The organism is Mycolicibacter sp. MU0102, assembly GCF_963378105.1.
GTDB classification, from domain to species: Bacteria; Actinomycetota; Actinomycetes; order Mycobacteriales; family Mycobacteriaceae; genus Mycobacterium; species Mycobacterium holstebronense.
The window spans coordinates 4,468,491-4,479,629 of the sequence record NZ_OY726398.1; the positions used below are offsets into that span (position 1 = coordinate 4,468,491).

The following is an 11,139-nucleotide window of genomic DNA, read 5'->3' on the forward strand; positions in this document are numbered from 1 at the left end:
CACCTTAAAACTTCTCAAAATCGATCGGTGAACGTCTCGGATAACGAGATAGCTCCCCCGCAATACGGAGCCAGGCCACCTTGGCAGACATACTAGTGCAGTGCTTCTGGGCTTCGGAATGGTCACGGCGCTTTTGCTGCTGGTGCTTCCGGGTGCGCTCGTAGCGGCCGGCGCCGGGTTGAACTGGCCATTAGCCGTGGCGGTCGGCCCGGCGCTTACCTACGGAATCGTAGGCCTGGCCATCGTCCCTTTCGGCGCTATCGGAATCCCTTGGAACGCAACCACTGCAGCGGCTGCATTGGTGGTGGTCGGCGTCGCGGTGTGCGGCTTGGCGAGGGGAATGCGATCTTTGCTGGGGCGCCGTCCCGGCATCCATGTGGCGGCCCCCTCGCCGGCACTGTGGCCGATACTCACGGTGGCCGCCGGAACGCTGCTGGGGGTATTGCTGATCGGCTGGGCCGCGCTGCGGGGAATCGCGGACTGGCAGAGCATTCCCAGCACCTGGGACGCGGTGTGGCACGCCAACACCGTCCGATTCATCCTCGACACCGGCCAGGCCTCACCAACTCACATGGGCGAGCTGCGCAATGTCGAAACCCACGCCGCGCTGTATTACCCGTCGGCATTCCACGCGCTGACCGCGGTGCTGTGCCAACTGACCGGCGCCGCACCCACGACCGGCTACACCCTGGCCGGGCTGGCCGCCTCGGTGTGGCTGTTTCCGGTCAGCGCAGCGCTGCTCACCTGGAATCTGCTGCAGCGGGTGACGAGCACCGCTGTGACGGCGGTGTCGGCGGGCACCGCCGCCGCGCTGTCGGCGTCCTTCACCGCGCTGCCCTACGTCGAGTTCGGCACCGCCGCGATGCCCAATCTGGTGGCTTACGGGCTGGTGGCGCCGGCCTTCGCGCTGATCACCGCGGTCCGCATCCTGCGGGACCGGATCTGCGTGGCGGTGCTGGCGCTACTGGGCGTGTTCTCGGTACACCTGACCGGGGGCGTGGTCACGGTCTTGCTGGTGGCGGCCTGGTGGCTGAGTCCCTCCGACGGTGCGCTGTGGAATCCGCTGCGCGGGAAGCGACGGGACACCCTCGCCCTGGCCGGGGTCCTGATCCCGACCGGGCTGCTGCTGTTGCCGCAGCTGCTGAGCGTGCGCAAGCAGGCCGAGATCATCGCCGGGCACGCGTTTCTGACCCACGAGGGCCGCAAGTCGGGTCTGCGCGACGCGCTGCTGATGCACACCCGCCACCTCAACGACTTTCCGATCCAATACGCGCTGGTGGCGCTGGCCGCGGCGGGGGCAGCAGTGCTGGTGGCCCGCAAGGTGTGGTGGCCGTTGGCGCTGTGGGCGGTGCTGGTGGTGGCGGTGGTGCAGTCCTCGGCTCCGCTCGGCGGCCCGGTAGGCAACGTGGTGGGCACGTTCACCGACCTGTTCTACAGCGACCCGCGCCGAATCATGGCGGCGATGACGCTGCTGTTGGTCCCGATGGCCGGAGCGGGCCTGGCGGCGCTGGCCGCGTTCGTTTCCAAGCCGGCGGGAGTGCGGGCGCGGCCGGTACTGACCGGGCTGCTGCTGGTGACCGCGACGGTCGGGCTGGCCTGGCATTACCTGCCGCGGCACGCGTTCTTGTTCGGCGACAAGTACGACTCGGTGATGGTCGACTCCCGAGACCTGCGGGCGTACGCCTACCTGGCCGACCTGCCCGGGGCCCACGACACCGTGATCGGCAACGCCAACGTCGACGGCAGTGCCTGGATGTACGCAGTCGCCGGCCTGCACCCGCTGTGGACGCACTACGACTACCCTCAGCAGCAAGGCCCCGGCCCGGAGCGGTTCATCTTCTGGGCATACGCCGACGACGCCGACACCGATCCGCGAGTGGCGGCTGCCGTGCACGACCTCAATATCCGCTACGTGCTGATCAGCAGCCCGACGGTCCGCGGGTTCACCCTGCCCGACGGGCTAGTGTCACTGGAGAAATCGCGGTCCTGGGCCAGGATCTACGACAATGGCGGGGCGAGTATCTACGAATGGCAAGGAGAGACAGCGCGGTGACCACCAGCGGCAGCAGCGCAGACGGCATGGACAGCGCCGGTGGCGTCGAGATCATCAGCGGCGCCGACCCGCGGCTGCTGGCGGCTGGGCTCAACGGCTCCACTGACGCCGCCGATGATGACGAGGCGTCGCTGACCGACCTGATCGAACAGCCCGCCAAGGTGATGCGGATCGGCACCATGATCAAGCAGCTGCTCGAAGAAGTCCGCTCGGCTCCCCTGGATGAGGCCAGCCGGATTCGGCTGCGCGAGGTCCACTCCGCCAGCATTCGCGAGCTCGAGGACGGCCTGGCCCCGGAGCTGCGCGAGGAGCTGGACCGGCTGACACTGCCGCTACGCGAGGACGCCACACCGTCGGACGCCGAACTACGGATCGCCCAAGCCCAGCTGGTGGGCTGGCTGGAGGGCCTGTTCCACGGCATCCAGACCGCGTTGTTCGCCCAGCAGATGGCTGCCCGGGCGCAGCTGGAGCAGATGCGCCACGGCGCCCTGCCCCCTGGCGCCGGCGGGCCCGGAAGTCACAGCCAGGGCCACGGCTCCGGCCAGTACCTGTAAGCCAGCCAGCGGAATTGCCGTGTCTGACAACGATCCTCGTATCGAAACCCGCGACGCCTGGGTCGAGTTCCCCATCTTCGACGCCAAGGCACGATCGCTGAAGAAGGCGTTCCTCGGCAAGGCCGGCGGGGCGATCGGGCGCAACAACTCCAATGTGGTGGTGGTCGAGGCGCTGCGCGACATCACCATGTCACTGTCCTTGGGCGATCGCGTCGGTCTGGTGGGGCACAACGGCGCCGGAAAATCCACCCTGCTGCGGCTGCTTTCGGGAATCTACGAGCCGACTCGCGGGTCGGCATCGGTGGTCGGGCGGGTGGCGCCGGTCTTCGACCTGGGTGTGGGTATGGACCCGGAGATCTCCGGCTACGAAAACATCATCATCCGGGGGTTGTTCCTCGGACAGACCCGCAAACAGATGGCCGCCAAGGTTGACGAGATCGCCGAATTCACCGAGCTGGGCGACTATCTGGCGATGCCGCTGCGCACCTACTCCACCGGTATGCGGGTGCGGTTGGCGATGGGCGTGGTCACCAGCATCGACCCGGAGATCCTGCTGCTCGACGAAGGCATCGGCGCGGTGGACGCCGAATTCTTGAAGAAGGCCCAGACCCGGCTGCAGAAGTTGGTGGAGCGGTCCGGGATCCTGGTGTTCGCCAGCCATTCCAACGAATTCTTGGCTCGACTGTGCAAGACCGCGATGTGGATCGACCACGGCACCATCCGGATGACCGGTGGGATCGAGGAGGTGGTCGGCGCCTACGAAGGCCCGGATGCGGCCCGGCACGTACGCGAGGTGCTTGCCGAGACGCAGGCCGGGGATCAGCCGTGACCGAAACCGTCTACGCCGTCGTCGTCACCCACCGGCGGCCCCAGCAGCTGGCCGAGTCACTGAAGGCGCTGACAACCCAGACCCGGGCACCCGACCACGTGATCGTGGTCGACAACGACTTCGGCTCTGGTGACCCGACGGTCGCCGAGCTGGTGGCCGGCCAACCGGTGCCGTGCACCTACCTCGGGTCGCGACGAAACCTGGGCGGCGCAGGAGGTTTCGCGCTGGGCATGCTGCACGCCCTGGCCGCCGGCGCGGATTGGGTATGGCTTGCCGACGACGACGGCCGTCCGGCGGACGCCGGCGTCCTGTCGGCGCTGCTGGACTGCGCGGCCAAACATCGGCTGGCCGAGGTGTCCCCGATGGTGTGCAACATCGACGACCCGTCCCGGCTGGCCTTTCCGCTACGACGCGGGCTGGTGTGGCGGCGCGAGGTCGGCGAATTGCGCAGCGGCGCATCGGATGAGGATCTGTTGCCCGGAATCGCGTCGCTGTTCAACGGGGCACTGTTCACCGCGGATGCCCTGGACGCGGTCGGTGTGCCGGACCTGCGGTTGTTCATGCGCGGCGACGAGGTGGAAGTACATCGCCGGCTGGCTCGGTCCGGACTGGCATTCGGGACGTGCCTGAACGCGGCCTACTTGCACCCGTGCGGTTCGGCGGAGTTCAAGCCGATCCTTGGCGGCCGGATGCACGCCCAGTACCCGGATAGCGCCGCCAAACGTTTCTATACCTACCGCAACCGCGGCTATCTGATGGCTCAGCCCGGCATGCGCCGGTTGCTGGTCCAGGAATGGCTGCGGTTCGGCTGGTTCTTCCTGGTGTCGCGCCGCGACCCGGCCGGCCTGATGCAGTGGGCCCGGCTGCGCCGACAGGGACGCCGAGAACAGTTCGCCAAACCGGAGGGGCAGCAGTGAGCTTCGACGACGTTGCCGCGCAGTCCAAGACGTTTGCGCGGGCACGGGCCGATCTGGTGGACGGGTTCCGCCGCCACGAGTTGTGGCTGCACCTGGGCTGGCAGGACATCAAGCAGCGCTATCGGCGCAGTGTGCTGGGCCCGTTCTGGATCACCATCGGCACCGCGACCACGGCGGTGGCGATGGGCGGCCTGTACTCCAAGCTGTTCCACCTCGACCTGGCGGTGCACCTGCCGTACGTGACGCTGGGGCTGATCGTGTGGAACCTGCTCAACGCCGCCATCCTGGAGGGCGCCGACGTGTTCGTCGCCAACGAGGGACTGATCAAGCAGTTGCCGACGCCGTTGAGTGTGCACGTCTACCGGTTGGTGTGGCGCCAGATGATCCTGTTCGCGCACAACATCGTCATCTATCTGCCGATCGCGCTGATCTTCCCGAAACCCTGGTCGTGGGCGGATCTTTCGGTGATTCCGGCACTGCTGCTGATCGCCCTGAACTGCGTATGGGTGTCGCTGTGCTTCGGAATTCTGGCCACCCGCTACCGCGATATCGCTCCACTGTTGTTCTCGGTGGTGCAGCTGCTGTTCTTGATGACGCCGATCATCTGGAACTACGACACCCTGCGCGCTCAGGGAGCGTCACGCTGGACGGCGGTGGTGGAGTTCAACCCGCTGATGCATTACCTGGACCTGGTGCGGCTGCCGCTGCTGGGGGCGCATCAGCCGCTGCGGCACTGGGCAGTGGTGCTGGTGCTGACCGTGGTCGGCTGGGCGGTGGCGGCGCTGGTGCTGCGCCAGTACCGGGCCAGAGTGGCGTACTGGGTGTAGCGCCGCACCGGGGCCGCCCCTACGCTGATAGCACTGATATCAGGAGGTGAGCGCTGATGGCTGACATTCTCATCCGAGGGTTGTCAGACACGACCGTCGCGCAAATCGACACCGAGGCGGCTGCCCAGGGACTCTCCCGCAACGAATACCTGCGCCGTAGGTTCGAAGCGGAGCGGTCAGCCGATGGCGGCGCTCGGCTGACAGTCGCGGACCTGCGTCGTGCCGCCGAAGCTGCTAGGGATCTCGACGATCCGAACGTGATGGAAGCTGCCTGGCGGTGACGACCTGGCTGATCGACAAGTCCGCCTACACGCGACTCGGGGAGTCTCCTGATGCACAGGAATGGGCGGATCGGATCGGACGCGGCGTGGTCCGCATCAGCACCGTGACGCGACTCGAGATCGGCTATTCCTTTCACAATGCGGAACAAGCACGCCACGAAACCCTCTCGCCCCCACTGTCTCTCATGCCGTTGGAGTATGTGACTCCGGCGGCCGAGAACCGCGCAATTGCGACTCAACTGCTGCTGGCCGATCGCGGCCAACATCGAGCACCGTCCGTTCCTGACCTTCTTGTGGCTGCTATAGCAGAAACCGCCGGCCTAACGGTCCTGGCGCTGGATAGGGGCTACGAGTTGATCGCCGACCTAACCGGACAACCCATCGACCGGCTTCGGCTCTGACCGCGGGGTTCAGTCGCCGTCGCAGCGGTAGGCGCTGATCACGTCGGGATCGGGATCGGGATCGATGCCGAGGCCCGATCCGTGCGGCACGGTGATCCGCCCGTCCGTCGTCGGCGTCGCGACCCAGACACAGCGGCGTGATGAGATCGACCAGCGCGTGGGCGGCCAGGCTGGCACCGCGCCGGCCGAACGCCTCGGCCCAACCCACCATGCTGTCGTCGGTGGTCTCCTTGACCAGTAGTGAGTCCGCGCTCGACAGCTTTTCACTCCACAGCGTGGCGCCGGGCAGGCCCGGTTTGAGCGGAACCCGCAGCGGGACGACCTCGATTCCGGCAATGCTCCTGGCTATCCATGTATCCATGCATGTATACACGGATACATGGCCACCAAGACGATCTCGATCGACATCGAGGCATACGAGCGGCTCAGAGCAGCTCGCCGCTCACCGGACGAATCGTTCTCCCGTGTCATCAAGCGCGCGCACTGGCGCAACGAGGCTCGTACCGCGGGCGCACTGCTGGCAGCGTTGGCCGCGCTGCCGGTTGCCACCGAGGACGAACTCGAACGCCTCGACGAGGCGCAGCGGATGGACTTCCCCCCGGATGATCCGTGGCGCCCCGCGTAAGCGTCGACACGACGTTCCTTATCGACTTGCGGCGAGAACAGGCTGCCGGGACTCCGGGTGGGCCGGCGCATCGGTTCTTAGGCGAGTCGCCCGATACCGAATTGTTCCTCTCGACCGTTGCACTCGGTGAATTTGCCGCGGGGTTCGAGCGCAGCGACGATCCGATCATCGTCGGCGTGCGCGAACGCCACGTCCTCGTTCCGGTCGACGATGCTGTCGCGCTCACCTATGCGGAAGTCTCCCAGGATCTGCGCCGCCGAGGGAACATGATCGGCAGCAATGACCTATGGATCGGCTGCACCAGCCTTCGTCTCGGAATCCCGGTTCTGACCCACAACGTCGCGGACTTCCGCCGGATCCAGGGACTCGGAGTCATCTCCTACCGCTAAGACCCCGCCGCGGCGCTGTGCCACCGACTGGGTGTAGCGGCCCCGCGGATCAGGCGATCAGGTCGCCCAGGCCCAGATCGGGAAGCACGACGTCGAAACCGTCCGCGGGCAGCGCGGTGTCAAAACCGTCTGCAGGGAGCACGCCGTCAAGGCCAACCGGAGTGAATACGTCATCCCAACTGCCGGCGTGGAATATGTCGCCCAAGCCGGTCAGGCCGATGGCCTCACTGGAGCCGGGATCGAGCAATTCACCGGTGAACCAGTTGCGGGTTTCATACCAGTCCAAGAGGTTGCCGGCCAGATTCGATACGGCGTCGAAGGCCGTGCCCAACAAGGTGACGGTGTCCACGACACCCTGCCAGCCTTCGGTGATCAGCAGCAGTGGCGCGCCGAACACCAGCGTCAGTGGGATAACCACGAACAACTCGCCAAGCGCCTCGAGGCTGATGACGAATGGGAACAGCGGATTGCCCGGGTCGTCCAGGAACGGGATGATCCAGCTCAATCCGGTTAGCGCACCGACGATGTCCATCAAGCTGGAATCGGCGGACAGTGCGGTCAGTTCGACCGGGGTGAAGACCGCCGCTGACGGAAGAGTCACCGGGGACGCTGCGGCGGGAATAGGTGTGACGGCGCCGGCCGTCAACGCGACCACACCAGCGGTTGTAACGCTGGCGATGGCCCGAGAATATCCGTTCGACGCAGTCCACATAGCCAGTGATTGTATTGCAGTGCAGCGAGATCTTCGAATTGAAAACCGAGTACTGGGACAAATCGGATTGCGGCACCTGAGAAATACGTTGCTCTGCTGCATCCGACGCGTGCGCAGTCGTGCTTCTTGCTCCAGATCGTAAGCGCGGCTATGTCTTTCGGAACACCCGCAGTCGGTCGGCTAGTTCCGATAGACGCCACAAAAGAAACACCCCGCACATTCGTGCGGGGTGTTTCTTTTGTGTTGTCGGGACTGCTACGGCTGGCCGACGGGCGGCTCCGGAGCGGTACCCGGGGTACCGGCCTGGCCGGGGGCACCGTCGCTCTCAGCATCCGGGCCCACGCCACCGGCGCCGCCGTCGCCACCGGCGCCTCCCACGCCGTCAGCACCCGGGGTGTCACCGGCGCCACCGTTGAGGCCATCATCACCCAGCGCCGGGGTGACGACATCGCCACCGTTACCGCCGTTGCCGGCATTGCCGCCCTGGACCTCACCCGCGCCACCAGCGCCGCCGTCGCCACCAGCGCCACCCTGGACGCCGTCGATCGGGCCAGAGGTGTTCGGGAGGTTAAGCACAGCGTTCGGGTCGCCCCAGCGGATGTCGCCGCCGGCGCCGCCGTTACCACCGACACCGCCGTTACCGCCGACGCCGCCGGTGCCGTCGGTGTTCGCCAAACCTGCGCCACCGGCACCACCGTCGCCGGCCTCGCCACCGTTGGAACCAACGGCATTGAGGTCGTTACCACCGTTGCCGCCGGCACCACCGTTACCACCGGTGGCACCGCTGCCGCCGGCCCCACCGGCGCCACCGGCACCGGTGACATTGCCTGGCGACCCCACCGGGTTCTCAACGGCAACAGCGGAAGTGATGTCGGGTGTGTCGCCACCGTTACCGCCGGCACCACCGTTGCCGCCATCGCCGATCTGGCCATCGCTGCCGTTTGTCGCTCCGAGGCCAGCAGCGCCACCGTCGCCACCTGCACCACCGGCACCACCGTTGCCGGAGCCGCTGAAGCCATGGATGCCGCCGTTCTCGCCATGAATCCCGAAGCCGCTGACCCCGCCGTCACCGCCGACAGCACCGCTGCCGCCGAGACCACCGTTGCCGCCGTTGCCGGTCTGGCCACCGCCATTACCACCGGCTCCACCGGAACCACCGGCACCACCGTTCTCACCATTGCCGGCCGGACCGCCGTCACCGCCGGCATCGGGTTCCACCGTTCCATCGGCACCGTTGGCGCCGGCAGTGCCGTTACCGCCGTTACCGCCGTTGGCGCCGTCAGCGTCCACACCCGCGGCACCTGCGTTGGCGCCAGCACCACCGGCCGCACCACCGGCCGCGGCCGCACCGCCGTTACCGCCCGCGCCACCGTTACCGGCGTTACCGCCAGTCCCAACGCCGTCCGCGCCGACGCCGCCGACACCACCGAGCCCGCCGTTTCCGCCGACGCCACCGTCGCCGTTGGCACCAACCACACCATCGACCGAGCCCTTACCGGCCGCGCCACCGACACCACCGACACCACCGATCGCGCCGGCGCCACCATTACCACCGGTACCGCCGTCGCCATCGCCATTATTGGCGAAGCTGCCCTCGGCGCCGGCGATACCGGCACCACCGTTGCCGCCGGCACCACCGACGCCGGCCGCGCCACCGTTACCTGCGACGCCCACGGTGTGAACACCGAAGAACCCACCGCGGCCACCGTTACCGCCGACACCACCGTTACCGCCGACACCACCGTTACCGGCGTTGCCGCCGTTGCCGTCCTGGGTGTCCGCGCCTGCAGCCCCGTTACCACCGATGCCACCGACGCCACCGACGCCACCGGTACCACCGGCACCGGAGTTGCCGAAGAGGCCGGCCACACCGCCGTTACCGCCCGCGCCACCGTTACCGGCCGTCCCGCCAGCCAGGCCGACGCCACCCGCGGCACCGGTACCGCCGGTACCGCCGGTGCCACCCGCGCCACCGTTGCCGATCAGGAAGCCACCGTTACCACCGACACCACCGGCGAAACCAATCACTCCGATGTCGCCGATGCCGCCCTGGCCACCGGCGCCACCGTTGCCCATGAAGAAGCCGCCGGCGCCGCCGTCGCCACCGAGGCCGAAGAAGCTGCCGCCGTCGCCACCGTTGCCGATGAGGCCCGCGTTGCCACCGTCAAGGTTGAAGGTGGTCGAAGCGAACTCGTAGGTGCCGTTCTCGATGTCAGCCAGGGTGACCGCGTTACCACCGTCCATCAGGACCGCGCCGTTGGCGCCGATCACGTCACCCTCGGCGTTGACAAACGCGCCGCTACCGCCGTCGCCGAACAGGAAGCCACCACCGGATGCAGCGTGGTAGACCAGGTCGCCGTCACCGTTGATGCTGACGTAGGCACTGTCGCCGTTGTCGAAAATGCCGTCGAGTCGCAGACCACTGTCGATCAGGAACTGACCGATGCCGTAAATCGGCTGGTAGATGACCAGATTGAGGGTGTTCGCTACGAGCGCGTTGAGGTCGTCCAGCGGGGTGGTGGCCGCCGAGCCGGCCACGTCGCCATCGAACGCGCCAAAGCCGGACCAGTCAAACCCCGACGTGTCGGCCGACGGCAGCTCGATCCAGCTGAACAGGTCACCAAAGTCGAAATCGGCGCTAGCCGGCGCCGCCATGATCGGCGTCATGCCAAAGGCCAGGAAGGCGCCCACGGCACTGGTAGCGCCCACGACGCGGCTCACTTTGCGTTTGCCGTTCTTGTCAGCGAAGCGGTAAGACATGGATTCCCCTCAGATGGATTGACTGGTCACAGTTGACGACGACGTAAGTAACTTAGCCAGCGTTAAGCTAACAGAAGTGTGATGGGCCGGCAAACGTATGCACATAATTGCTGAGAAATTTTTTAGGCAAGTCACCTGACCAGCAATTGAGCTGCAGAACCCCGCCCCAGGTAGTGAGGCTCTCCCGGCCATCAACCCGGAGCTGGCCGACCGGATCCGTTGCCCCGAGGCGCCGGCTGTGCTTTTTATCAGACTGACGGGAACAGCGCCTGCTCACTTCGTCACACAGCGCGCCGCGGCGCCGGTGGGCCTGAGACCGGCAGGATCCCGCTCCCGGGCCCTGATTAGGCTTCCCGGGTGGATGAGACGAGCAGCGGTCCTTTGCGCCTGTCGACACAGGTGTGGCGTTTCCTGCTGACCGGGGCACTGTCGGCGGTGGTGGACTTCGGCCTATACCTGGTGCTGTACCTGGGGGCAGGCGTGCCGGTCGACATCGCCAAGGCAGGCAGCTTCATCGCCGGCACCACCACCGCGTACCTGATCAACCGGCGGTGGACGTTCCAGTCCACGGCGCACGCCGGGCGGTTCATCGCGGTGATGGCGCTGTATGCGCTGACGTTCGCGGCCCAGGTGGGGATCAACCACCTGGTGCTGGAGCTGCTGGATTACCAGCGGTGGGCGCTGCCGGTGGCGTTCGTGGCGGCGCAGGGCACCGCGACCGTGATCAACTTCGTGGTGCAGCGGACGCTGATCTTCCGGGCGGGCTGACTAAAGAAGGGCCCCGGTTGGAG

General features: G+C 66.9%; 13 protein-coding genes. 10 read left to right on the forward strand and 3 right to left on the reverse strand.

Annotated features, from left to right (window positions below; all coding sequences use genetic code 11):
- Window positions 1-118: 118 nt before the first annotated feature.
- Genes RCP37_RS20975 through RCP37_RS21005 form a run of 7 tightly spaced genes read left to right on the forward strand, consistent with a single transcriptional unit; the run spans window position 119 to window position 5,862 of the window.
- Window positions 119-2,053 (forward strand): DUF6541 family protein, encoded by a 1,935-nt coding sequence (locus RCP37_RS20975; protein ID WP_373693204.1) that lies wholly within the window; start codon window positions 119-121, stop codon window positions 2,051-2,053.
- Between the two features lie 26 nt (window positions 2,054-2,079).
- A complete protein-coding gene (locus RCP37_RS20980; RefSeq protein ID WP_308487185.1) occupies window positions 2,080-2,607 on the forward strand; it encodes a bacterial proteasome activator family protein in 528 nt (175 codons plus the stop codon).
- A 19-nt stretch (window positions 2,608-2,626) separates the two neighbouring features.
- Window positions 2,627-3,436: a galactan export ABC transporter ATP-binding subunit Wzt/RfbE gene (wzt, locus tag RCP37_RS20985; protein WP_308484849.1), complete on the forward strand. Its 810-nt coding sequence runs from the start codon at window positions 2,627-2,629 to the stop codon at window positions 3,434-3,436.
- On the forward strand, window positions 3,433-4,353 hold the full coding sequence (gene glfT1, locus RCP37_RS20990; RefSeq protein WP_308484850.1) for a galactofuranosyltransferase GlfT1: 921 nt from the start codon (window positions 3,433-3,435) through the stop codon (window positions 4,351-4,353). Before wzt ends, glfT1 begins: the two co-directional genes overlap by 4 nt.
- Window positions 4,350-5,180, forward strand: a complete 831-nt coding sequence (gene wzm, locus RCP37_RS20995; RefSeq protein ID WP_047320635.1) for a galactan export ABC transporter permease subunit Wzm/RfbD — start codon at window positions 4,350-4,352, stop codon at window positions 5,178-5,180. The genes glfT1 and wzm overlap by 4 nt, the downstream gene beginning before the upstream one ends.
- Before the next feature lie 56 nt (window positions 5,181-5,236).
- On the forward strand, window positions 5,237-5,461 hold the full coding sequence (gene vapB / locus RCP37_RS21000) for a type II toxin-antitoxin system VapB family antitoxin (protein ID WP_308484851.1): 225 nt from the start codon (window positions 5,237-5,239) through the stop codon (window positions 5,459-5,461).
- Window positions 5,452-5,862, forward strand: a complete 411-nt coding sequence (locus RCP37_RS21005) for a PIN domain-containing protein (RefSeq protein WP_308487186.1) — start codon at window positions 5,452-5,454, stop codon at window positions 5,860-5,862. Before vapB ends, RCP37_RS21005 begins: the two co-directional genes overlap by 10 nt.
- Before the next feature lie 9 nt (window positions 5,863-5,871).
- Here RCP37_RS21005 and RCP37_RS21010 read toward each other — a convergent pair whose 3' ends face one another.
- Window positions 5,872-6,039 carry a hypothetical protein gene (locus tag RCP37_RS21010; RefSeq protein WP_308484852.1) on the reverse strand — a complete coding sequence of 56 codons (168 nt, stop codon included), beginning with the start codon at window positions 6,037-6,039 and terminating at the stop codon, window positions 5,872-5,874.
- A 202-nt stretch (window positions 6,040-6,241) separates the two neighbouring features.
- On the opposite strand from RCP37_RS21010, the gene RCP37_RS21015 reads away from it, so the two are divergent.
- A complete protein-coding gene (locus RCP37_RS21015; RefSeq protein ID WP_308484853.1) occupies window positions 6,242-6,487 on the forward strand; it encodes an antitoxin VapB family protein in 246 nt (81 codons plus the stop codon).
- The gene (locus tag RCP37_RS21020; protein WP_308484854.1) at window positions 6,472-6,876 is read left to right on the forward strand and encodes a type II toxin-antitoxin system VapC family toxin; all 405 of its coding nucleotides are present in this window, start codon (window positions 6,472-6,474) and stop codon (window positions 6,874-6,876) included. The genes RCP37_RS21015 and RCP37_RS21020 overlap by 16 nt, the downstream gene beginning before the upstream one ends.
- A 49-nt stretch (window positions 6,877-6,925) precedes the next feature.
- Here the strand turns inward: RCP37_RS21020 and RCP37_RS21025 are convergent, their stop codons facing one another.
- Together RCP37_RS21025 and RCP37_RS21030 are read right to left on the reverse strand one after the other, a co-directional pair.
- Window positions 6,926-7,588, reverse strand: coding sequence for a hypothetical protein (locus RCP37_RS21025; RefSeq protein WP_308484855.1), 663 nt, complete (start codon window positions 7,586-7,588; stop codon window positions 6,926-6,928).
- A gap of 255 nt (window positions 7,589-7,843) precedes the next feature.
- A complete protein-coding gene (locus RCP37_RS21030) occupies window positions 7,844-10,348 on the reverse strand; it encodes a PE family protein (RefSeq protein ID WP_308484856.1) in 2,505 nt (834 codons plus the stop codon).
- Between the two features lie 357 nt (window positions 10,349-10,705).
- Between RCP37_RS21030 and RCP37_RS21035 the strand changes: the two genes are divergently transcribed.
- The gene (locus RCP37_RS21035) at window positions 10,706-11,116 is read left to right on the forward strand and encodes a GtrA family protein (RefSeq protein WP_308484857.1); all 411 of its coding nucleotides are present in this window, start codon (window positions 10,706-10,708) and stop codon (window positions 11,114-11,116) included.
- Window positions 11,117-11,139 lie beyond the last annotated feature (23 nt).

Coding starts and splice junctions, on each gene's coding strand:
- RCP37_RS21025 (WP_308484855.1), bottom strand. CDS start 7,588: ATGTGGACTGCGTCGAACGGATATTCTCGGGCCATCGCCAGCGTTACA.
- RCP37_RS21015 (WP_308484853.1), top strand. CDS start 6,242: ATGGCCACCAAGACGATCTCGATCGACATCGAGGCATACGAGCGGCTC.
- RCP37_RS20980 (WP_308487185.1), top strand. CDS start 2,080: ATGGACAGCGCCGGTGGCGTCGAGATCATCAGCGGCGCCGACCCGCGG.
- RCP37_RS21030 (WP_308484856.1), bottom strand. CDS start 10,348: ATGTCTTACCGCTTCGCTGACAAGAACGGCAAACGCAAAGTGAGCCGC.
- RCP37_RS20975 (WP_373693204.1), top strand. CDS start 119: ATGGTCACGGCGCTTTTGCTGCTGGTGCTTCCGGGTGCGCTCGTAGCG.
- vapB (WP_308484851.1), top strand. CDS start 5,237: ATGGCTGACATTCTCATCCGAGGGTTGTCAGACACGACCGTCGCGCAA.